The 24,373-nt window shown below is 42.0% G+C and carries 16 protein-coding genes; 6 read left to right on the plus strand and 10 right to left on the minus strand.

Going from position 1 to position 24,373, the window contains the following annotated elements:
• Positions 1-33 precede the first annotated feature (33 nt).
• Both ACM0OR_RS19635 and ACM0OR_RS19640 read right to left on the minus strand, forming a co-directional pair.
• Positions 34-2,700 (minus strand): protein kinase domain-containing protein, encoded by a 2,667-nt coding sequence (locus ACM0OR_RS19635; RefSeq protein WP_414578170.1) that lies wholly within the window; start codon positions 2,698-2,700, stop codon positions 34-36.
• A gap of 518 nt (positions 2,701-3,218) precedes the next feature.
• Positions 3,219-4,823 carry an iron uptake porin gene (locus ACM0OR_RS19640; protein ID WP_414578172.1) on the minus strand — a complete coding sequence of 535 codons (1,605 nt, stop codon included), beginning with the start codon at positions 4,821-4,823 and terminating at the stop codon, positions 3,219-3,221.
• A gap of 475 nt (positions 4,824-5,298) precedes the next feature.
• Here ACM0OR_RS19640 and ACM0OR_RS19645 point away from each other — a divergent pair, with 475 nt between their 5' ends.
• A complete protein-coding gene (locus tag ACM0OR_RS19645) occupies positions 5,299-7,605 on the plus strand; it encodes an AAA family ATPase (RefSeq protein WP_414578174.1) in 2,307 nt (768 codons plus the stop codon).
• 107 nt (positions 7,606-7,712) lie between these two features.
• Here the strand turns inward: ACM0OR_RS19645 and ACM0OR_RS19650 are convergent, their stop codons facing one another.
• Positions 7,713-8,171 carry a hypothetical protein gene (locus ACM0OR_RS19650; protein ID WP_414578175.1) on the minus strand — a complete coding sequence of 153 codons (459 nt, stop codon included), beginning with the start codon at positions 8,169-8,171 and terminating at the stop codon, positions 7,713-7,715.
• A 91-nt stretch (positions 8,172-8,262) separates the two neighbouring features.
• Between ACM0OR_RS19650 and ACM0OR_RS19655 the strand changes: the two genes are divergently transcribed.
• Positions 8,263-8,409 (plus strand): hypothetical protein, encoded by a 147-nt coding sequence (locus tag ACM0OR_RS19655; protein ID WP_414578176.1) that lies wholly within the window; start codon positions 8,263-8,265, stop codon positions 8,407-8,409.
• Here the strand turns inward: ACM0OR_RS19655 and ACM0OR_RS19660 are convergent.
• A complete protein-coding gene (locus ACM0OR_RS19660; RefSeq protein WP_414578177.1) occupies positions 8,406-9,014 on the minus strand; it encodes a hypothetical protein in 609 nt (202 codons plus the stop codon). The two genes, ACM0OR_RS19655 and ACM0OR_RS19660, sit on opposite strands and share 4 nt — an antisense overlap.
• A gap of 645 nt (positions 9,015-9,659) precedes the next feature.
• Here ACM0OR_RS19660 and ACM0OR_RS19665 point away from each other — a divergent pair.
• From ACM0OR_RS19665 to ACM0OR_RS19680, 4 genes are all read left to right on the plus strand, one after another.
• The gene (locus ACM0OR_RS19665; protein WP_414578178.1) at positions 9,660-11,507 is read left to right on the plus strand and encodes an SUMF1/EgtB/PvdO family nonheme iron enzyme; all 1,848 of its coding nucleotides are present in this window, start codon (positions 9,660-9,662) and stop codon (positions 11,505-11,507) included.
• 858 nt (positions 11,508-12,365) lie between these two features.
• Positions 12,366-14,618, plus strand: a complete 2,253-nt coding sequence (locus ACM0OR_RS19670; protein ID WP_414578180.1) for a family 2 encapsulin nanocompartment cargo protein terpene cyclase — start codon at positions 12,366-12,368, stop codon at positions 14,616-14,618.
• A gap of 66 nt (positions 14,619-14,684) precedes the next feature.
• Positions 14,685-16,094 (plus strand): family 2B encapsulin nanocompartment shell protein, encoded by a 1,410-nt coding sequence (locus ACM0OR_RS19675; RefSeq protein ID WP_414578182.1) that lies wholly within the window; start codon positions 14,685-14,687, stop codon positions 16,092-16,094.
• A gap of 104 nt (positions 16,095-16,198) precedes the next feature.
• A complete protein-coding gene (locus ACM0OR_RS19680; RefSeq protein WP_414578183.1) occupies positions 16,199-17,605 on the plus strand; it encodes a family 2B encapsulin nanocompartment shell protein in 1,407 nt (468 codons plus the stop codon).
• A 52-nt stretch (positions 17,606-17,657) separates the two neighbouring features.
• On the opposite strand, the gene hisC is transcribed toward ACM0OR_RS19680, so the two are convergent.
• From hisC to urtA, 6 genes are all read right to left on the minus strand, one after another.
• Complete coding sequence (hisC, locus tag ACM0OR_RS19685; protein ID WP_414578184.1) at positions 17,658-18,716, minus strand: histidinol-phosphate transaminase; 1,059 nt, start codon at positions 18,714-18,716, stop codon at positions 17,658-17,660.
• 87 nt (positions 18,717-18,803) lie between these two features.
• A complete protein-coding gene (urtE, locus tag ACM0OR_RS19690) occupies positions 18,804-19,502 on the minus strand; it encodes an urea ABC transporter ATP-binding subunit UrtE (RefSeq protein WP_414578186.1) in 699 nt (232 codons plus the stop codon).
• A 53-nt stretch (positions 19,503-19,555) separates the two neighbouring features.
• Entirely contained in the window at positions 19,556-20,296 is a 741-nt protein-coding gene (urtD, locus tag ACM0OR_RS19695; RefSeq protein WP_414578187.1) for an urea ABC transporter ATP-binding protein UrtD, read from the minus strand.
• Positions 20,271-21,389 carry an urea ABC transporter permease subunit UrtC gene (gene urtC, locus ACM0OR_RS19700; protein ID WP_414578188.1) on the minus strand — a complete coding sequence of 373 codons (1,119 nt, stop codon included), beginning with the start codon at positions 21,387-21,389 and terminating at the stop codon, positions 20,271-20,273. Before urtC ends, urtD begins: the two co-directional genes overlap by 26 nt.
• A 39-nt stretch (positions 21,390-21,428) precedes the next feature.
• Entirely contained in the window at positions 21,429-22,589 is a 1,161-nt protein-coding gene (urtB, locus tag ACM0OR_RS19705; protein WP_414578190.1) for an urea ABC transporter permease subunit UrtB, read from the minus strand.
• A gap of 322 nt (positions 22,590-22,911) precedes the next feature.
• The gene (urtA, locus tag ACM0OR_RS19710) at positions 22,912-24,228 is read right to left on the minus strand and encodes an urea ABC transporter substrate-binding protein (RefSeq protein ID WP_414578191.1); all 1,317 of its coding nucleotides are present in this window, start codon (positions 24,226-24,228) and stop codon (positions 22,912-22,914) included.
• Between the last annotated feature and the right edge of the window lie 145 nt (positions 24,229-24,373).

Below are 24,373 nucleotides of genomic sequence, written 5' to 3' on the forward strand. Positions count from 1 at the left end.
TTACACAATGAAATTGCAGGTTAATAAGACTTACTAGGAATTATTTCTCTCTGGTATCTTCAGAAGAGTAAATCCATATTCATCACTTTGAGGATTATTTTTATCAACTTTTACTAAAACACCAACCCCTGTGATTAGCTTGCGATCGCCATTCTGATCAAATCTTACATCCGTAGTAGCACCTGGAGCAAAAAATTTACCATTCTTCTTCAATATTATGTATACGTCTCGACGAGTGGGAGTATTACTTTGACTAAGATCAGTCAAAGCTTTCACAAATACCTGCGCTGCATCATAAGAACTAATGGTTCTCCAACTCACTTTTTCTGTTCCCCAAAGCCTTTGAGTTCGCTTCTTGAAATCATTGTTAGTATTGTGTATATGAGAAAACACAGGAATCACCATACCAACAGCCGCATTTCCAAGCTCGAATGTTTTTTTGTCATACAAAACATCTCCTCCTAATAGTTGAATGTTTTTTCCCGCTCTTGCTCTAGCTTTTGTAGCAGTATCTATTGCTTTTTCGATAGACTCAAGTTTAGGTTCTGGAGCTAACATCACTACGTCTACTTTTTCTTTTGTTGCTTTATCGCTACATTCTTCCTCGAATAAATTACAGGTATATATATCGCCCCTATTTACTCCTACTGCCCTCAGTTCGTTTCTGAATTCTTGAGTTAGGGAATTACTATATCTTTCGTCCTCATAAATAATTAATATTTTCTTCCATTGACTATTACTTTGTATGTAATTAGCTAAATCCTCAGATGCAATAGCATCATTAGATGCTGTCCGAAAAACGTAAGAATTTAATCTGTCTTGGGTACTAGATTGTGCATTTCTAGTAGCAGTGCTTGTGGGTGCAATTACAACAATTTCCTTCCCTTGTGTACCTCCATAAATATTTCCTACTTGCCAAATATTACTGCTTGTATAGCGACCTACCACACCTAATATTTGACTTTTATTAAAATATTGTCTATCTCCCGGTATTTCATGGTTAGAAATAGCTCTAGCTATTGTCTCTACATTACTTTTATTGTAACTTCCTAGTAAAATTTGAAATGATGGGTTGGCTGTGTTTTGCTCATCTAAAACTTGGGCTACACCACGCAGTATTTCTAGTGGGATATCTATATCAGAAGTGGATTCGTTGAGATTAACAACTGCAATTGTTGGCAGACTACCCTGACGAGCTAAATCAGATTGAGCAACTTTGGAGTTATATTTATAAATAAATGTTTCAGGATCAACTACACAACTACCTTGATTAAGAGCTACTACAGGAGAAATTTGTTTAGATTTTTGTATGGATGCTGTAAACAAATCTTCAGCGTCTTTGAAATCTGATTTATTTCCAGACAAATTAGCTTTCTGAAAAACTTTCATCCCGTCTTGCTTAAACTTGTAAGCTTCTTGGCAACTTGGGTTATTAGAATTTGCATTTAGTTCAGGAATTAAAGATTCTTCTCCTCTACTAAAGTATTGGGAATTAGGGGGTGGTGCTGCTGGTGGTGGCACAGGTGGTTTATGATGGGCAGCAACTGCGATCGCTATTCCTAAAAAAAACGACAAGCTAAAACCTATTATCGAACGCCAACGTTGAGGAAGTCGCTCTACCCCATTACTAAATCTCTTAAACCAAGAAACTTTAGGATGCGGATCTGGATTAGATGTTTGAGTAGAAAGTGAGTTTGGAGCAGGTGCTTGATTAGCAAGCAAATCTGGTTTAAGTTCAGCAGACAAAATATCTAGAACTTCTTGAGCAGACTGAGGACGATCTTCCGGTTCGTATTGCAGCATTTTATCTAAAGCCTCGGCAAAATGCTGATCCTTTACCTGTAAATTCTCTTTCAATTTTGACTTAAACAGAAGCCGTTGAGGATTTTTATTTCCTGTTAACAAACACAGACAAGTTGTAGCTAAAGCAAATAAATCTGATGCAAAGGATAATTTCTCACCACGGAATTGCTCAGGGGGTGCAAAACGAGCATCTAAGACTATAGATGTTGTATCAATAGGTAATCCTTGTACTATCTGTCTAACTGCACCAAAATCTATTAGATATAACCTCCCATCATAACTACAGTGCATGATATTAGCAGGCTTGATATCTCTATGTATAACTCCATGAGTACCGTCATAATTATGGATATACTTTAGTATATTGAGAATTTCCTTGAGAATATTTATAACTTCATCCTCTGCAAATTTTCCCTTCTGCTGGAGTTCTTGATCTAAATTATGTCCTGCAATATAATCCTGCACCAAATAAAAAAACTTTTGTACACGGCCTGTTTCTTCATTAACTTCCTCATGAAAATAATCCCAAAATCTGGGTATCTGTTGATGTCTCAGTTCTTCCAAAGTACTTGCTTCTTCACCAAACTTTTCCTCTATATAGTTCAGTGTTGAAGGAGTTAATATTTGTCCAGGATGATTTATCGGATGTAACTGTTTAATTACACGGATATTACGAGAGAATATCTGATCATTGGCTCTAAGAATATCCTTGGCTTTAAAAGTTCTACCAAATCCGCCACTTCCTAATAAATCTATAGCTACAAAACGCGCCTGTAAAATCAATGGCATTTTACAATTAGCACAACATATTTCTGTTGCAGCGCGTGCAGTTAAACATTCATCTGGAATAGTATTTTCAGGTTTTGTACAACTTGGACGGGTGCAGTAAACTTCCATTGATTCGCCTCTAAATTTAGTTTAATTACACACTGAATAATGAGATATTTTTAAATTTGTAAACATCGATAGGTTCAGATTTCCGACTTTTTTAATAAATCGAGGAGCTAAATTTATAACTTTTATAGAAGTGGGGATATTAAGCCCAAAAATTACGTAATGGAAAACTTTGCCGTAGGCTATTACGAATTAGATTGAAGTTACGCCCACTTTTTAGCAAATATTACTTACGTAATAATTCTAGTATAGTTATGATGTTTTTAACATACTACTAGTAATGTTTTTTGCAAAAAATAATAACCTTTGAAAAAATAAAAACTGATGATTTTACAACCCCGACTTTTTTAATCAAATCGGGGTTCTTACACAATGTTGTTTAGGGACTTCCAGATAAAAAAATATCCAAACTGTAGGGTGCGTCAGTGCGATAGAACCTAACTATACTCAGAAATTATTTATACTGACGCACCCTACCCAATTATCAATTGCGGATAATTTATTTTTTGGTGTTCCCTTCCTTATATCTTAAAAGTAGTCCTAATTACTCCCACAAAAACGTCACCATTCTGCTCGTTGTGGTTTGGTGATGTCAGCCAAATCAAACCAGGCGTAATGCTGATTCTGTCGTTGATTTGATACCGATAAAACCCTTCAATGTGAAGTCCTGTATTGGGATCACGACGAGGTAAGCCTGATAACTCTGCGGAAGAACCAGTCAATTTAGGCTGCATCCCCACGATAATTCCGCCCAAATTCCCCTGTTTACCCAAATCAGGAAAGGCTAGAGTCACAGCCCAGTTCCAAATATCAGCATCACCTTTGACATCGCCAGTTAAAGCCCGTGCATTGGTATAGCCTACCCATCCACCAACTTGCAGGCCATTATTAATTTTGACATTCGTTTGAATCCCATAGGAATTAGAGGAAACTTTTCTACCGCCCAAGTTAGAGGCTAAACTGCCAGTATTATGTCCTAAACCGTTCTCGTTGTAAGCATTGACGTAAGTGAAGGCAACTTGGGTAACTTTGTCTTTGGCGTTGGGATAAAGTATAATCTGTCCCAATAGACCATATTTACCGTTAAATAGTCCGCTAGTAGGGTTGTTGGCATTACCCGCCAAATAAAACATCTCTGCTTTAAAATTGCCATTTGGCTTAAAAGTCACACCTACGCCTGTATCTCCACCCAAGCGGTAGATTGCATTGTATCGACCGAAGCGAGAAAGAGCAGCATCCCCATCGCTTTGTAGAGGATTAATCACATCCGCATCATCAAAGTAAGTATTAAAACCTGTACCAACTAGAACTCTGATTGTCTCACCTAAAGGAAAATAATATTCCAGCTTACTGAGGACAACATCATTAGTTGCATCACTACCAGATTGGAAGCTTAAACGAGCCTCATTTCCCGGTGATATTGGATTAATCACATTACTCGCCTGAAGTCTTACACGTAGCTGATCTTTTCCAGTAAAACTGGTGTCCAAGTTAAGGCGTACTCGACTAAACAATGTGAGATTACTTTCATCCCCATTTCCACTACGGCTAGCATCCCCAAAAGCATCTGTCGCAGCAAATATTATCTGACCATTAAGTTTTGTGGTGGTGGAAAACCGTTGTTGTTCTAGCTGTTGAGTACGTGCTTCCAAAGCATCAACTCTACCCCTCAAGGTAGCAAGTTCTGTAGTGAATTCCTCTTGCAGCTTTTGCAAAGTCGCCAAATCTTCTTGAGTAATTAAGTCTGTAATCTCAGCACTCAGGCGTTGACTAACTTTGTCTATGCAAGAGTTTAAGGCGGCTGCAAACTCAAAGCGAGTCATGGCGCGATTTCCTTTGAAAGTCCCATCTGGGTATCCCGCCAGACACCCATAACGCTCAACTAGCGATCGCAATGCTTGAAATGCCCAATCAGTGGGTTGCACATCAGAAAGCTGATTCACTGAGGTAACTGGCGCAGCATCTAGTTGAGCATATTGATTAATTTCTGGAAGGGAATTAGTGCTTTTCTCGGTGGTTGAAACTTGTGGGGAATCTTCAGCATTCACCTTTCCCAAAGGAGTTAATCCCAAAAAAATCAATACAGCAACGATGAACTTCAGAGGATCTATAAAAAAATTTAACATTTTTGTCCTAGCAGTAGTAGTGCATCAAGTTTAAATTGATGGATTAGCAAGTTCGTAGTCTTCGCGTAGCCTCTCGTTGGCGTAGCCTCTCGAAGAGAAGAGAAGAGAACGTAGAGAGAAATTTAGTTCTGATTTTTCTAAGAGGAGGTATAGAGAGAACTTTCTGGTATCCTTTTCCTGCAAAGAAGCTAACGCAAACACGACTTTCCACGCATCCTTTAAGGACTAAAGTCCTTACTACAAACTATCAAAACTAAAGTAACTTTAATTAATACAATATCAGAAGCTTTATCTATTTTACAAATTAAATTTTACTCATATTATTCAACCTTTAAATTCAAAATATTCAACATTTTCATTCTGGAAATTCATTTTATTCAAGAGATCATTTAGTTTCAAAATTAAGTTAAGCTCACTAAAAGGAATTATTTCCGGCAAATATATGGACGCTGAAAAAATATCAAAACTTATAAGAGTGGCAAATATTCTAGTTGTCTCCAAAACAGGTAGACCTTTGACAGATGAGCAAAGGTCTATTCTAGAGCAAGTTTTACAGGGGAATAGGCTAAAAGATATTCAGATTACAGGATTTGCTGACGGCACTGTACAGCGAGTCTTTTGCCCAAAACTTTGGCATTTATTATCAGTCACGACAGGGCAAAGAATCCGCATCAATACAGTGCTATCAGCGTTAGAAAAATTATCAAAGGAACTGGATAATGAACGCAAGATTGATACTTCTATAGAACTACCTCCAGTGCCTTTTTCTATTCCCTCTAAACAGGTACGTCAAAACTTACCTGCGCGTAGTTGTAATACATTTGTTGGGCGAGAAGAAGAAATTACTCGGCTTTTGAAGTTACTTTCACCCACACATTCAGCACATTTAATTAGCGTTGATGGTATTGGTGGCGTAGGCAAAACAACCCTTGTTTTAGAAGCAGCCTATTGCTGTCTGCACGCCAGTGAAAAGCACGAAGCTTTCTTGGGTATGCCTACCTTTGATACTATTATTTTTACCTCAGCCAAACAATCTTACTTGATGCCCTTTGGTTTACTGCCAAGTTTAGCTCCCAAGAGGACGTTGCAAGATATTTTTCGGCAGATGGCGCGGATATTAGATGAGTTAGATATTACAGGGGTGAGTTTTGAAGAGCAATTAGAGTTAATTAAAGAAGCCTTATCTTGTCAACGCACATTGCTAATTGTTGATAATTTGGAGACTGTAGAAAATCAGCAGGATATATTGGCTTTTCTCCATGAATTACCACCAAGTGTAAAAGCGATCATTACTACCCGCGAACAAATTTTGTTTGTCCCCGTGCGGTTAACGTCAATGCCAGAGTCAGATGGTTTGTGTTTAATTAAGCATGAAGCCCAAGAAAAGGGTGTTTCTCTGAGTGACCAAGATAGTCAAATACTTTATAAAGGAACAGGAGGTATTCCGGTAGCCATTACCTACTCAATTGGTCAGTTAGCTAACGGCTATTCTATGAAAGAAGTATTGGGAAGAATATCTGAACCGAGGGGAGATGTTGCCCGGTTTTGCTTTGAAACTTCCGTTAATCCACTTATAGGAAAATCAGCCCATAAGTTACTTATGGCACTAGCACTGTTTCCGATGCCACCTTTACAAGATGCACTCGTACAAGTTGCAGTTCCAGAAGTTAACGCCTGTATAACCAATGCAGATTTAGCCCAATTGCGAAACCTTTCCTTAGTCAGACAGGACAATAATCGCTACAGTATGCTACCACTAACCCGTGAGTATGCCCAAGCTGAACTCAATGCTTACCCTGATTTTGAATGGGAGGCAAGGGAGAGGTGGATTGGTTGGTACTTAAATTTTTCTCAAGGTTATGCCGGACAAGATGCTAAAGGCTGGCAAGGACAGTTTGATGGTTTAGAAGAGGAGTGGCAAAATTTACAAGCTGCGATTGAGTGGTGTATGGTTCAGAGTCGATATGCCGAAATGTGGCAGTTTTGGCAAAATCTAGAGGCTTACACCCATGTGATGGGTAGAAGGGAGAATCGCTTGCGATATTGGGACGATCGCCTGACTTGGACAGCATGGCTAATTCAAGCCGCAGAACAACGTGGAGACTGGCAAGTTACAGCCAAAGTCATGGTTGATCGCGCTTGGACTCTCACATCTCTAGGTAGACTCCAGCATTTAGAAGCAGCAGATGAACTATTTACCAAGGCTTGGGAATTACGTCACTATCAAGAACCGTTATTTATGTTGTGCTTGGCTAGAAATATCGCCGTGTTACGCATTCAACAGCAAAGGCTGGATGAGGCGCAGACTTGGCTAACTCAAGCCAGGGAGTTACTAGAACAAAAACAGCTAGATGAAGAGGAGCGATCGCGGCAATTAATCCAAATTCAATATTATCAAGGTGAAATTTTCTTTAAATATAAAAAATATGAACAGGCGAGAATTATTTTTCAACAAACCCTAGAACTTGCACAACAGATGCGATGGATACGCGCTATCTTCTGTACACAAAATTGGTTGGCTGAAATTGCCATCAAACAAGAAAGATTAGATGAAGCCGAACGACTTCTCATGGAAGGACTGCGAGTTGCTGAAGCTAATGAAGACAAAAGTCGCGCTGCATTTTGTCAACGCTCACTATATTCTCTAGCGAAGGTAAAAGGTAACTTATTTGATGCTCAAAAGTGGGCAAATAAAGCATTAGAGAATTTTGAAAAACTGGGAATGTTAACGGAAATGGAAGAAACAGAAAATTTGCTACAAACATTAGATATGGAAATTTAAAACCCTCTACCCACAAGGGTAAGGAGTTTGAAGGCATGGGTGGTTCTCACCCATGCCAGATTGACAAGATACCCGACGGGAGCAGAATAATTCTAGACGCAAGTTAATTATGTATACCTCAAGAGAATTTCACAACAAGCGGGTGGAGAATTCCCCAGAGAATCTTGCCCAAAATTTAGCTCGAATAGTTCCTGAGTTTGATCAAAAATTAATTGCCATTCTAAACGTTCATTGTCTCCTCGAAGCCCAAATTCTGGAATGTGGAAAAGAGAAACATTAAATAGTTTTCGGCAATCTCTTTCAAATTGATCAACATTAGCCATGTGTGCGTGTAAAACCGCATCAATTTCTTGAGTAGGAACTATTCTCGTATTGGGGTATTTTTGAAGTAACAATAAGAATAGTCCATACTTTCTAATTGCCGATAAAGCTTGGATTATACTGAATTTTTGACTGTGATCAGATTTGACTAGTCTCAGAAATATTCTTAGCCAGTCAATAAATTTCAATTTCTGCCAAAAATTTGGCTCTACATCATGTGGTGATAATGTGTGAATAAAATACACCTTGTAACTCCTGAAACTAACTCACTATGACCTTTTTTGTTTTCAGACAATACTACTCAGCTAATAAAATTTGTAGGTTTGGTTCAACAGAGTGAAACCTAACATTCCCAAGCTTTATTGGGTTAGCCGATGGCAAGCCGATCCTGGTCTACGTTCCTCAACCCAACCTACATCTAACTCACTGCGATTTACTGGTTTTGAGAGATATTACAATCCAACTACAAGGGCTATTTATTAATAAACACCAGCATTTGAGTAACGAATTCGTTCAGGATAAACGCGGAAAGAATCAAAGAAATTAATGGATTCTCTGGCGAACTTATTTGATGTTATAGCTCCCATAAAATAGAGACGCTGATTAACTGCAAAGGCGCGATATTTTCCCAGCGTGCCATCGGCGTGTTGTATGATTAGTTCTAAGCCGGGATATCCTTCAATTTGATAATTAGTAGTTCTAATCACTAGGCCAGTAAGACCTATAGTTTCCAGCATTGAGCTACGCAAAACTTGCCGAACTTGTGAAGGAGTTAACTGAGCCACTGCTGCTGAATCTCTGTGCAGAATCGTGTATGCGGTGTTGGTATTAGAACTTACAGATGTTAATTGATCGTTTGTATTGCTTTTGATTCTACCTGGCATCTTAATTGTGAAATCTCTTTCGGGTCCCCAATAGGTATAGTTTTGAGCAATTACATTTGGCTGTTTGGGTATCTGGTTGCTAGGATTAGTAGTTACTGCGTCGTTTACAGAAATGGATGGCTTAACCAAGGCTGTTGCTGAGTTTTGCATTCCTAAAAACAGTGTTATCGCTGTTATCGCCAGGGTTTTTAGAGTAGGTGACATAACCTGATCCTCTTATCCGTGTTAAGTTGATGTTCTGCTGTGCAACTCCTTAGTGGCTTACCCAGGCCCAATAAGTTGCACCCACATTTCTACTATTTCACATAGAGAAAATGAAGGATAGGATCTGAGAACAGTTCAGTTAATGATCAGAAAAATGTGCAGTTTTTCTGTTTTAGATCAGATAACAGTTCACTTAAGGATCAGTTTTCCAATAACAGCTCACGACTGCATTGTTTTTGCGTGCTTAAGTCAGTTCAGCCGTGGAAATCACTTGCATCTGGCTGTATCAAAATTACCAAATTTTAACAAGGTGGGTTTAAATTTAACATCATGCCAGTAACTTATATTTTTATACTTAGTCAATAAAAACCTATTTGTACCCGAATAAGTTGATAAACAATCACTATATTGAAATAGTATTGACAAGTTAAACAGCTTAGTTATATTATTATTTTATCAATAAAAATATGGTTGCTAATATGTAGAGCAATCAGTAAAAAGTAACAAATAAATCAAAATGTTTGATATGTATCCTTTGATAACAGTATACACATATCAATTATAGAATTTTATTTGTTTCAATATCAGTTTCCCATTCGATAATATTGGGGCTAACTTTGGAAAATATGCTCTCCTCACCTCATTATGCAAATTTGCCAAAATCCCAATTGCTCAAATCCATTCAACCCTGATGGCAATAGATTTTGCATGACTTGCGGGCAAAGCGGCTTTGGCCAATTGCTGAGAAACCGCTATCGTGTGTTGTGGCTATTAGGTGAAGGTGGCTTTAGTAAAACCTACGCGGCTGAAGACGTAGACAGATTAAATGCGCCTTGCGTCATCAAACAATTCTTTCCCCAAGTTCAGGGAACGGGACAACGTAGCAAAGCAGCCGAATTCTTCAAAGAAGAAGCCTTTCGGTTATATGAACTGGGAGAAAATCATAGTCAAATTCCCCGATTATTGGCTTATTTTGAACAAGGTTCAAGCTTATATTTGGTGCAGGAATTTATTCAAGGGCAAACTCTCTTACAAGAGGTGCAGCAAGAGCCCTTTGAGGAGGCCAGAATTCGGCAAGTTTTGTTAGATTTGTTACCAGTTCTAGATTTTATTCACTCTTGTAATGTGATCCACCGGGATATTAAGCCAGAGAATATTATTCGTAGTGATAGTGATGGGAAACTAGTATTAATAGATTTTGGTGGTGCTAAACAAGTTACACAAACTAGTATAGCGAGACAAGCGACAGTTATTTATACCCTGGGTTATGCTCCAACTGAACAAATGGCGGGGTTTGCTTGCCCTGCTAGTGATTTATATGCTTTGGGTGTAACTTGTGTGCGTCTTTTAACTCAATGTTTGCCCCAACAAAATCTTTATGGACATATTGATGATGGTCTTTATGATCCGATGAATGCTAAGTGGCTGTGGCAAGATTATTTAGAGAAGAAAGGTATTATTGTCAGTGATAATTTAAGCAAAGTTTTAGATAAATTAATTCAGCATTTACCTAATGATCGATATCAATCAGCTATAGAGGCTTTAGATGATTTAAAAGGTACAACTCTGCCTGATATTGAAACGCAAATATTGTTAGTTAATCAACCGACACTAGTCCCGTTACCACCAACCTTACAAAAAACCAAAATACCACTACCACCTTTAAAAACCTGTGAGTTTGAGGTGGTGACGGTAGATACAGGCGGACGTATAGTAAATCGCGATCGCAATGTTACCCAATTCTTTCTAGAAGCCATCAGTAAAGACATCACCCTGGAAATGGTAGAAATTCCTGGGGGTGCATTCATGATGGGTTCGCCCAACTTTGAAGGAGATGCTGACGAACGCCCCCAACATGAAGTAGCGATCGCGCCTTTATTTATGGGTAAGTATCCGATTACACAAGCCCAATGGCGATCGGTCGCCGCTTTACCCAAAATCAACCAACCTCTAAATCCTTACCCCTCTAAATTTCAAGGTCAAAATCGACCAGTGGAAAATGTATCTTGGCATGAAGCTGTAGAATTTTGTGCCAGACTCTCAGAGAAAACTGGACGTGATTATCGTTTACCCAGTGAAGCCGAATGGGAATACGCCTGTCGCGCCGACACAACTACATCTTTTCACTTTGGCGAAACCATCACCTCTGACTTAGTTAACTTTAGCAGTAGCGAGAGTTACAGCACAGAAGCCAAAAACCGCCACCGCAAAGAAACAACAGATGTCGGAAGTTTTCGGGTAGCCAACGCCTTTGGATTGTACGATATGCACGGGTTAGTGTGGGAATGGTGCGCTGACCCTTGGCATAACAATTATAATGGCGCACCCACTGACGGTAGTGTGTGGGAAGAAGGCGGTGATATATATCGGCGAGTTTTGCGCGGTGGTTCTTGGAACTTTGGTGCAGAACTATGTCGCAGTGCTAGCCGCAGTTGGAATGAGTCAGACGGGGGATTGAGAATTTGTGGGTTTCGGGTTGTTATTAGTCATTAGCAAAAAAACTAGTTACAAATATCGACAATTAGTAATTATTGTTTAACCACTGTATTAAATGTTCTTACTATTGGCTTAACAGTCTTAACTGTCTTATTTTTTGGATTTAACTATCGGCTTAACTATCTTAAAAGTCTTAAATGTCTAATCTTTTTTAAATTTTTCATTTAACTATCTGCTTCACTACTTGAGTCTACGTATTGCTTTTTTTATGTAACTATGAAAACTTATAAGAACACGATAAATCTCTCAAAATTCATCTACCAATATCGGAAATAATTAATGACTTAAATAGCCTTTTCAAAAACCTGAACTTTCGCTATAGATAACTTCAAATAAAACGGACATAAGTAAGTCGATGGGAATAAACCTAACTATGTTAAGTAATAGAAAGTTATTGTGATCGATTTTGTAGTAAGGACTCTAGTGCTGTGTCAAGTTAGTTTTGATGGTTTGTAGTAAGGACTTTAGTCCTTACTACAAACTTGCTTATCCATCAATTCAAACTTGATGAACTACTAGTCCTTACTACAACCTCTAATTATTTACGCCGTTCTACTTAGCTCGTTATTTGGATGAGAAACGTCTTGTACGATTGCCTTCACACGAGCCACCACAAGCAAACCAGATAAGAGGATATCGCTGGAGTGGTGAGGATACTGGTGAAGCGCAACGATATTTAGAATTACGAAAGAAGGGCTTTCCAAAAAATAAATTATTCATCTTGTGGGGTGGGCATCTTGTCTGCTCTGAATATAGGACGGGCAAGATGCCCATCCCTCAAAAAAATTTGGGACATTTTTTATTTTGAATCCCAAAAGACAGCAAAAAGACTCCAGAGGAGGTTAAGCGCAGATCATGCAACCCTTTGAACTGCCAGAATTTTATATGCCTTGGCCAGCGCGGCTGAACCCAAACTTGGAAGCGGCGCGAGTGCATTCCAAAGCGTGGGCTTACGAAATGGGGATACTTGGTTCACAAGAAGAAGCGGAAAGCTTGGTGATCTGGGATGAGCATAAGTTTGACTCCCACGATTACGCCTTACTTTGCTCGTATACCCATCCAGATGCGCCAGGGATGGAGCTTGACCTAGTGACAGACTGGTATGTCTGGGTGTTTTTCTTCGACGATCACTTTCTGGAAACCTATAAACGTAGTCAAGATATGGCTGGGGCGAAGGAGTACCTTGACCGACTACCAGCATTTATGCCTTTGTACCCCAGCGATAGCCTACCAGTATCGACTAACCCAGTGGAACGAGGCTTGGCTGATTTGTGGCTGCGGACGGCCTTTACCAAATCTATAGACTGGCGGCTTCGGTTCTCCGAGAGTACCAAAAACCTTCTCGAAGAATCTTTGTGGGAACTCGCCAATATCCGCCAGGATCGGGTTGCTAACCCCATTGAGTACATTGAGATGCGCCGCAAGGTTGGTGGTGCGCCGTGGTCAGCGAACCTCGTCGAACACGCCGCATTTGTGGAAATCCCGGCCGAAATTGCCGCAACTCGCCCAATGTGCGTCCTCAAAGACACATTTTCCGATGGAGTCCATCTCCGCAACGACCTATTCTCATACCAGAGAGAAGTCGAAGATGAAGGCGAAAATGCTAACTGCGTCTTGGTCTTGGAGCGATTCCTGAATGTGAGTCCACAGGAGGCTGCCAACCTCACTAACGAACTGCTAAATTCGCGCCTATACCAATTTGAGAACACCGCCGTCACCGAACTACCCCCTCTTTTTGAAGAGTACGGACTAGATCCGATGGCTCGGATCAACGTTCTGTTATACATTAAAGGACTTCAGGACTGGCAATCGGGCGGTCACGAGTGGCATATGAGGTCGAGCCGCTACATGAACAAGGGAGTGGATAATTCTCCGATACCTTCGCTGGTTTTAGGTGGGCCAACAGGGCTGGGGACATCAGCTGCACGAATGGGATCGTTAAATGCCGCCTTGGGTTTGGGAAGGCTCAAGAGTTTCACTCACGTTCCATACCAGGCTGTAGGGCCGGTGAAACTGCCAAAGTTTTATATGCCATTTTCGACAAGTTTAAATCCCCATTTGGATGCTGCGCGGCAGCATTCCAAAGAATGGGCGCGTCAGATGGGGATGCTGGACTCACTACCTGGCATTCCTGATGCCGTCATCTGGGATAACCACAAGTTTGATGTTGCCGACGTAGCTTTATGTGGTGCGTTAATCCATCCGAATGCGTCCGCGTCTGAGCTGAATTTGACGGCGGGTTGGTTGGTTTGGGGAACTTATGCCGACGATTACTTCCCCGCACTCTACGGATACAGCCGCAACATGGCTGGTGCGAAAGTGTTCAACGCCAGACTAGCGGCATTTATGCCACTAGATTCCGCCCCCATTCCAGAGCCAACCAACCCAGTGGAACGAGGTTTGGCTGATTTGTGGTCTCGTACAGCTGCCCCCATGTCCGCGATCGCGCGATCTCAGTTTCGCCGTGCTGTCGAGGACATGATTGAAAGCTGGTTGTGGGAACTTGCCAACCAGATCCAAAACCGAATTCCAGACCCGGTAGATTACGTTGAGATGCGTCGTAAGACGTTTGGATCGGATCTGACGATGAGCCTGTCCCGAATAGCCCAGGGCGACGAGATCCCACCGGAGATATACCGCACCCGACCAATGCGTGGGCTGGACAATTCAGCTGCCGACTTCGCCTGTTTAACCAACGACATCTTTTCTTACCAGAAAGAAATAGAGTTTGAGGGCGAACTCAATAACGGCGTACTGGTCGTTCAGCAATTTCTCAACTGTGATTCAGTTCAGGCTGTTGAGGTCGTCAATAACCTGATGACTTCTAGGGCGCAGCAGTTTGAACACATTGTCGCTACTGAATTGCCAGCCCTATTCGACGATTTCAACCTGGACACAAGTACCCGCGAGAAACTGCACAGATACGTCGAGAAACTACAGCAGTGGATGTGCGGCGTACTCAAGTGGCATATCACCGTAGACCGCTATAAGGAATTTGAATTGCGTCATAGTTCAGCAGAAAGGCGGCTACTCAATGGCCCTACAGGGTTAGGTACTTCGGCTGCGCGGATCAAATCGTTGCTCGGTGCATGGGGTATCAGTTCATAACTCGATTAAGAGTGCGGAGTGTTTCTCAAGTTTGTTTATTAATCACTAAAAAGCAAGGATGAAGTTATGACAGAAGCTATTGAATCGAATTTAGACGTTGAGAATGGACAACCTCAACTAAGTTTGAGTACAGCGGCAGCCAGGAATTTGTCCACAACCACTAAATCTGCACCGCAGATGCAGGAAATTACCTCGCGGTGGTTGTTGAAACTGTTACCGTGGGTGCAGACGAAGGGTGGCACATATCGGGTAAACCGACGGCTGACCTATGCGGTGGGTGATGGACGGGTGACTTTCACCAACACAGGAGCTTCGGTGCAGGTGATTCCCCAAGAACTGTGTGAGTTACCATTGCTGCGCGAGTTTGATGACACTGAGGTGTTGAGTGCTTTAGCGGGTCGATTTGTGCAGCAGGAGTTCGCACCCGGAGACATCATCGTCCAGTTAGGTCAGCCAGCCAATCAAGTGTTCTTGATTGCACATGGCAAAGTCAATAAGATTGGTCTGGGTAAGTATGATGAGCAGACCATATTGGGTGTGTTAGCTGACGGGGATTATTTTGGCGATCGCACCTTGCTAGAGTCCCAGCGTGTTTGGGATTTCACGGTGCAGGCTCTTACCAGATGCACGGTACTAGCTTTACCACAACAGGCATTTCGGGAACTACTCAACCAGTCCGAAGCATTGCAAGCTCACATTGACCACTTCAGAAGCAACCTAGAAGGAGGACAGAACGAGTACGGGGAAGCTGCCATTGAGGTGACTTCAGGGTATGTTGGAGAGATTGAGTTACCAGGAACATTCGTAGATTACGAACTCTCGCCCCGTGAATATGAGTTGAGTGTGGCTCAAACTGTGTTACGGGTGCATACTCGCGTCGCGGATTTGTACAACGAACCGATGAACCAGACCGAACAACAATTGCGGTTGACCATCGAAGCATTGCGGGAACGTCAAGAACATGAGTTGATCAATAACCGTGAATTCGGCTTACTGCACAATGCCGACCTCAAACAGCGTATCTACACCCGGAATGGGCCACCCAGCCCTGACGACCTCGATGAACTGCTAGCTACAGTGTGGAAAGATCCCGGATTCTTCCTGGCACACCCCCGCACCATCGCCGCCTTCGGTCGGGAATGCAACCGCCTCGGCATCTACCCCCAAAGCATTGACATGGGTGGCCACTTAGTACCAGCTTGGCGGGGTATACCAATCTTTCCCTGCAATAAAATCCCCATCACCAACACCCGCACCAGCTCTATCCTCTTGCTCCGCACTGGGTTAGAAAAACAAGGGGTAATCGGCCTACACCAAACTGGTATCCCTGACGAATACCAACCCGGTTTATCTGTTCGATTCATGGGCATCAGCGAAAAGGCGATTATCTCCTATCTCGTCACCGCCTACTACTCCGCAGCCGTCCTCGTCCCTGATGCACTTGGCATCCTCGAAGATGTCCAAATAGGGATCTGAGTATTCGTGAGAGGTTAAGGCAAATTGATTTTTATCAATGAGAAATTAACCTCTCATCTATTGGGTCAGACAGTTTTGTGAGTAACTAGAAAGTAGAGGGTGAAATGACAGAAGCTATTGAATCGAATTTAGACGTTGAGAGTGGACAACCTCAACTAAGTTTGAGTACAGCCGCAGCCAGGAATTTGTCCACAACCACTAAATCTGCACCGCAGATGCAGGAAATTACCTCGCGGTGGTTGTTGAAAATGCTGCCCTGGGTGCAGACGAAGGGTGGCACATATCGGGTGAACCGACGACTGACCTATGCGGTGGGTGATGGAAGGGTGACTTTCACCAACACAGGAGCTTCGGTGCAGGTAATTCCCCAGGAACTGTGTGAGTTACCATTGCTGCGAGATTTTGATGACACTGAGGTATTGAGTGCTTTGGCGGGTCGGTTTGTGCAGCAGGAGTTTGCACCCGGTGACATCATTGTCCAGTTAGGTCAGCCAGCCAATCAGGTGTTCTTGATTGCACATGGCAAAGTCAATAAGATTGGTGTGGGCAAGTATGATGAGCAGACCATATTAGGTGTGTTAGCTGACGGGGATTATTTTGGCGATCGCACCTTGCTAGAGTCTCAGAGTAATTGGGATTTCACAATCCAAGCTCTCACCCGATGCACGGTCTTAGCTCTACCACAACAGGCGTTTCGGGAACTACTTAACCAGTCCGAGTCCTTGCAAGCTCATGTTGACCGTCTCAGAAATCGCCCACAAGCCCCACAGAACAAGTATGGTGAAGCTGTCATTGAATTGACTTCGGGACATATTGGGGAGACTCAGCTACCAGGAACATTCGTAGATTACGAACTCTCCCCCCGCGAGTATGCGTTGAGTGTGGCTCAAACTGTGTTACGGGTGCATACCCGCGTCGCGGATTTGTATAACGAACCGATGAACCAGACCGAGCAACAATTGCGATTGACCATCGAAGCATTGCGGGAACGTCAAGAACATGAGTTGATCAATAACCGTGAATTCGGCTTACTGCACAATGCCGACCTCAAACAGCGTATCTACACTCGGAGCGGGGCACCTACCCCTGATGACCTCGACGAACTGCTTACCCGTCGGAGAAAGTCGAAGTTCTTCCTAGCTCACCCCCGCACTATTGCCGCCTTCGGTCGGGAGTGCAACCGCCTCGGCATCTATCCCCAAAGCATTGAATTGGACGGACACATGGTGAATGCTTGGCGAGGCGTACCCATTCTTCCCTGCAATAAAATCCCCATCACCAAGAATCAGACCAGCTCTATCTTTGTACTGCGGACTGGTGAAGAAGACCAGGGTGTGATCGGCCTACACCAAACGGGTATTCCTGACGAATACCAACCCAGTCTGTCTGTCCGCTTCATGGGTATCAACGAAAAGGCTATCATCTCCTATCTTGTCACTGCCTACTACTCCACCGCAGTCCTCGTCCCTGACGCACTCGGCATCCTCGAAGATGTCGAAATCGGTCACTAAGGAAAAGGGCATGAAAAGGTAAAAAGTCAAAAAAAATGAGTCTTTTGACTTTTTACTTTTTTGTCTCCTGTCCAGATAACGCTTTAACCAAAGCTTGATTTTGCTCATCAGTCCCAACGGTGATGCGTAATTTATCATCTAATCCTGGCTGTGGGAAATAGCGGATGAGAATTTTTTGTGCTTTGAGTTTTTGGTAGAGATATTCGGCGTTGTTTTGGGGTGGCTGGACTAGTAAGAAGTTGGTTTGAGAATCCCACACCCGAAAGCCTAATTGCTTTAAGTCTTGCATTAATTTGTGGCGTGAGGCTTTAATTTTAGCGATGCAAGCATTTTTATAAGCTTGGTCAGTGATAGCAGCTGTACCAACTGCACAGGCGATCGCATCAATGTTATAACTATCCTTGACTTTAAACAATCCTGGCAATAATTTGGGATTGGCAATGCCAAAGCCTAAACGCAATCCCGCCAAGGAATAACCTTTAGATAAGGTTCTAATCACAATCACATTTTCGTATTCCTGCACCACATCCAACGCATTCTCATCAGCGAAGTCTGCATATGCTTCATCAATTACCAACACCCCAGATAAACTACTCGCTAGTTTTCGTAAGTCATCTTTCGGGACAACATGACCAGAAGGACTATTTGGTGAGGCAATAAAAGTCACAGCCCCATCTGCGGCAATTAATTCTGCCACAGGTAAACTGTAATCTTCTGCATAAGGAATCTCCAGAATTTCCGCCGCCTGCATCTCAGTTAATGTGCGATATAAGACATAGGTCGGCATCGGATAAACTACCTTGCGTCCAGGTTCAGCACAGGCGCGAATTACAATACTCAAAATTTCATCGCTACCATTACCGACAATTACCCAATCACTGGGAACTCCTAAGACTTGACTGACAGCTTGGCGAAATTGTCCGCCAAAGGGTTCTGGATAACGCCGTAACGATTCACTATCAATATTTTTCAGTGCTTCTAATGCTGCTGGTGAGGGAGGATAAGCATTTTCGTTACTGTTGAGTTTAATGATTTGTGTACCCCGTGGGGGCTGTTCCCCAGGAATGTAGCTAGCCATTGCGTTAACGTTGGCGCGGAAGTAGTTGGACATGGTGATATTCTTTCATTTTTAAACGCAGAGGGGCGCGGAGGTTCACGCAGAGGGGAGGGGAGGTTTTATTGGCATGATGGAACGCCCCTATACCGCTAAAAACCTCTGAATCACGTCCTGACTCAGTTCATCAGTTAAACCAGAGGCAACAATAGCACCTTTTTGCATCGCGTAGTAATAATCGGCTTGGCGGACAAAGTGTAAGTGTTGTTCTACTAGTAAGACAGAAATGCCTGTGGTTTCAATGATGCGGCGGACTGCTGCTTCAATTTCCAGGATGATTGAGGGTTGAATACCTTCCGTGGGTTCATCTAAGACGAGTAGTTGAGGCTGTCCCATTAAAGCACGCGCGATCGCTAGTTGTTGTTGCTGTCCACCACTTAAATCACCACCCATCCGCGATAACATGGTTTTTAACACCGGAAATAAACTAAAAATCTCTTCGGGAATTTCGGCTTTTTTAACCTGTTTTTGTCTAGCTTCTAATCCCAACAGCAGATTTTCTTTAACTGTCAAACGCGGAATGATTTCTCGTCCTTGGGGAACATAAGCAATCCCCAGTTTTGCCCTTTGATCTGGAGATTTGGAGTTAATTAAATTCCCGGCTAAGTTAATAGTACCACTGCGAGGTTTGAGTAACCCCATAATTGTTTTGAGTAGGGTTGTTTTACCTACACCGTTACGTCCAATTAGGCAGATCATTTGCCCATTTGGTACAGTTAAATCTACGTTGCGGAGAATATGGCTTTCACCGTAGTAAACGTTAAGATTAGATATGTTTAGCATTTGTCAATAGTCAATAGTCATTAGCTTCTCTCTCCTATTCCCACTGTCACCTATCACTGCTGTCCTAGATAAACTTCAATCACACGAGAGTCATTTTGGACTTCTTCAAAATTGCCTTCGCAGAGTACCGAACCTTCATGTAAAACTGTGACCTTTTTGGCGATTTGGCGGACAAATTCCATATCATGTTCAATGACTAAAATTGAATGACTCTGGGCTAATGTTAAAAGTAGTTCGCCGATATTATAAGTTTCTTCATCTGTTAAACCTGCGACTGGTTCATCTACAAGTAATAAATCTGGGGACTGTCCTACTAACATCCCGATTTCTAACCGTTGCTTTTCTCCATGAGATAATAACGCGGCGGGGATGTCTGCTTTAGGAGTTAAACCAATGGTTTCTAATAAACCTTTAATACTATTTTTCTCAGTCGGATGAGAACGCCCCAACAATGTCGAAAAAACACTTTTATTGCGGTTGCTGGTAATTTCTAGATTTTCCCGTGGGGTGAGGTTGAGATAAACTCTAGGTGTTTGGAATTTGCGCCCAATTCCCCGCCGTGCAATTTGATGTTCAGGTAAAGAACGCAGGTTTTTTCCTTTAAATAAAACTCGTCCTATAGTTGGTTGGACTTTCCCCGTGATTACATCAAGAAATGTGGTTTTACCAGCACCATTGGGGCCAATTACTACTCGTAACTCACCCACATCCATACTAAAATTTAGTTGGTTGATGGCTTTAAAACCGTCAAAACTCACAGTAACGTTTTCAGTTTCCAAGATTTTGGCGTTCATGTTGCACTTCTGGGTCTTCTTCTAAGCTGGGATATGTCGAAATTTGTTGACGGCGTTGGAAAAAGGCAATGTTTTGACTACGCAACCATCCGACTAGTCCGTCAGGAAGGACTGTTACAACAATTAAAAAGAGTGCGCCTTGAAAAAATAGCCAGATTTCGGCAAATTGTTCACTTAAAAAAGTACGGGCATAATTAACTAATAAAGTCCCCACTATTGCCCCGATTAATGTAGCACGTCCGCCCACGGCTACCCAAATCACCATTTCAATAGAAAAAGCTATATCCATTGCTCTGGGTGAGACAGAACCACTTTGCAGGGTGTAAAATGCTCCTGCTATACCTGCGATCGCACCTGAAACTGCAAAGACTAAGGTTTTAAAATCTGTAGGGTCATAGCCAGAGAACCTTACACGGCTTTCATCGTCTCGAATTGCGATTAATAATCTACCAAAGCGTCCACTTGTCAACCAGCGACAAATCCCGTAGGTAGCGGCGAGAAGCAAGACTGTGAGGGTGTAGAAAATAAATTTTGTTTGTGGGTTGCTGACATTTGCACCAAATAATGTTGTGAAATCTATCAGTCCATTTGTCCCGTTGAAAAATTGTTGCTGACCGTTAAAAAAGTTGAAAAATACAATAATTGCAGCTTGGGTCAGAATTGAAAAATAAACTCCCTTAATGCGATTGCGAAATACTAAATATCCCAGCAACCCCGCCAGCAAGCCTGGAACTATCACCACAGCCGCTACTGCTATTGGGAAAGAATAAAAAGGTCGCCAAAACCAGGGAAGTTCAGTAACACCATATAACCCCATGAAATCAGGTAACTCACCAGATGGGATTTGCAGCTTCAGGTACATGGCGATCGCATATCCACCCAGACCGAAGAAAATACCATGTCCCAAACTTAGTAATCCAGTATAACCCCAAATCAAATCAATCCCTAAAGCCACGATCGCCAGGGACAAAAATCGCCCCAACAAATTCAAGCGAAACTCTGACAACACCAATGGCATAATTAAAATTAGGATAAGTGCGATCGCCACCACCACCCCAACCTCAATTAATATTAAACCTCCTCCCTTCTTCATTCTCTGCGCCCTCCGCGTCTCTGCGTGAGATAAAAAAAATTAAACATCAACAGTCCGACCCTTTTGCGGAAACATTCCCCCAGGCTTCCACTGTAAAAATACAATAATCAGCACAAATACCATCACCTTCGCCATACTTGTAGTAGCAAAAAACGTCAAGAAATCGGCTAGAGGCTTTACAGGAGAGAACAACAAAGCCAGAGTCCCCGAACCAATTAAAAAGTTAGCCGTGCCAATTCCCAAAGCAGCTACAATAGTACCGGCTAAGTTACCCACCCCACCGACAACCACAACCATAAATGTGTCGATAATATAGTTTTGTCCAGTATTTGGCCCCACAGAACCGAGCAAACTAATCGCACACCCAGCCACCCCAGCTAAACCAGAACCCAAAGCAAAAGTAATCGCATCAACTTTTTTAGTAGGGATACCTAAACAAGCACTCATACTGCGGTTTTGTGTTACCGCCCTAATTCTTAGTCCCCAGCTAGAACGCTGTAAAAATAGATAAATTCCTCCTACACAAATTACTGTCAAAACAATAATAAATAACCTAGCGAATGGTAATTGCACACCACCTAAAGATATGCCAGTTTGTAACCAACTAGGCGCGGTTACGTCTACATTTTGTGCGCCGAACCAAGGTTGAGTGACTGCTAGCTGATAAGTTTGACTCAATAAATTAACTGTAGTGATTGTCACCCCCGAAGATAACAAGAAAATCACCCCCACAACCCAGTTACGAATTCTCTCTAAATTTGTGCGGGAATTTAAAATCCATAAACCCCCAAAAAATAATAGAGAAAACAAAACCAAGCCAATTACTATTACCCAATTCACACTCCGAACAAACTGCTGAAAAATCAAACTGACTCCCCAAGTTGCTAGCAGAGTTTCTAGGGGTCGCCCATAGAGGTAACGAATCACACCTCTTTCCAGAATTAATCCGATAAATGCAGTGAAAATGAAAGCGATAATTAACGCCAAAAATATATAAATTTCAAACCAAAACCCGCCTAATTGTTTACAGACATTCTGTATAACAAAGGTTGTATAAGCCCCAAACATCATCAATTCACCATGCGCCATATTAATCACACCCATCAAGCCAAATATAATGGCTAATCCCAAGGCTGCAATTAATAACACAGAACCGATGCTAATACCATTAAATACAGCATCTAAAAAACCTGTTAACATTCTTTTTCACCAGCTATAAGCTTATTTTTTAGTAATGAGTCAAAACTGAGTGCTGAGTAAAATAACGTGAGTTCGATGACCTCTCCCCAACCCCTCTCCGACGCGGAGAGGGGCTTAAATATCTGGAAATATCAACGAAAAATAAAGGTTTTGAAGCCTCTCTCCTTGCAGGGGAGAGGTTTGGAGAGGGGTTTTTAAAATTCGTCGAACTCACGTTAAAATACACTCACTCAGCATCGGCTAAACGCCGCGCTACCGCTAACAGCACTCACCACTCATTACTCATTACTCATTACTCAGCACTCAGCACTCATAACTGTACTTAAGCTTTTTTATATTTTTCACCCTTTGCTGGATCTGACCAATCACAAGCAAATCCCTTAGTTTCTTTCACAAATTGATTCCAAGGAACTGGTTCAACGGGTGCAGGTGTAGCGTAGACAATATCAAACAAACCATCATCTCTAACTTCACCAATCCGCACAACTTTGGATATGTGATGATTAGCATTGACTGTCACCTTTCCTTCAGGTGCATCTATAGTTTGACCATAAGCCGCCGCCCGCACTTTATCTAAATCAGTATTACCAGCTTTTTCTACTGACTGCTTCCATAAATAAACGGCGATATATGCAGCTTCCATTGGGTCATTTGTTACCCGGTCAGCACCATATTCTTTTTTAAAAGCTTCGACAAATTTCTTATTAGCAGGAGTGTCCACTGTTTGGAAGTAATTCCAAGCAGCATAGTGACCTTTCAAATACTCAACCCCAATTGCTTTAACTTCTTCTTCTGCAATACTGACAGACATAGAAGGATATTTATCTGGTGTTAATCCTGCACCCTTTAACTGTTTAAAGAAAGCTACATTGCTATCACCATTTAAGGTGTTATAAATTATCCCACCATTAGGCAAAGCTTGCTTAATTTTACTGATAATTGGTGTAACTTCCGTATTACCTAATGGTAAATAATCTTCACCAACAGTTTTTCCGCCTAAAGCTTCTAATTGGGATTTAATAACGGTGTTAGCAGTACGAGGAAAAACATAATCTGAGCCTACTAAAAAGAATTCTTTGCCTTTATTTTTTAATAACCAATCAACAGAAGGTTCAATTTGTTGATTTGGTGCTGCACCTGTGTAAAAAATGTTTTTAGAACATTCTTGACCTTCATACTGTACGGGATACCACAGCATATGGTCTTTGCTTTCAAAGACTGGCTTCACATTCTTACGGCTAGCTGAAGTCCAACAACCAAACACTACAGCTACTTTATCCTGATCAATCAACTTGGTGGCTTTTTCTCTAAAAGTATCCCAGTTAGAAGCACCATCTTCAACAATGGCTTCAATTTGCTTACCTAAGACACCACCAGCCGCGTTAATTTCTTTGATGGCTAGTTTCTCAGCATCGACAACGCTTTTTTCACTAATAGCCATTGTGCCACTCAGGGAGTGTAGAATGCCTATTTTAATGGTTTCACCACTAGCCGCAGCCACAGGAGAAGTACCTCCAGTGGTGGCTGGAGTGTCCGTAGCGGTTGGGGTGTTATTGGCGCAAGCCTTCAGCAAAATGGTGCTACCAATAGTTGCAGAACTATAAATCAAAAACCTACGTCGGTTAAATTGTCTACTCATCGGTTGATTAATTTTCCCTTAATGAATTAGCTATTACAAGCCAGCAGAAAGCTTGACTTGTTTAAACTGAATATTGATTGCTGCCAAGCTCACAAGATTAACTTTTAAACTGTGATATTAGTTCGATTTTTAACCTGCGAAATGT

It is taken from the genome of Anabaena sp. CCY 9402-a (assembly GCF_963920945.1).
GTDB classification, from domain to species: Bacteria; Cyanobacteriota; Cyanobacteriia; order Cyanobacteriales; family Nostocaceae; genus Trichormus; species Trichormus minutissimus.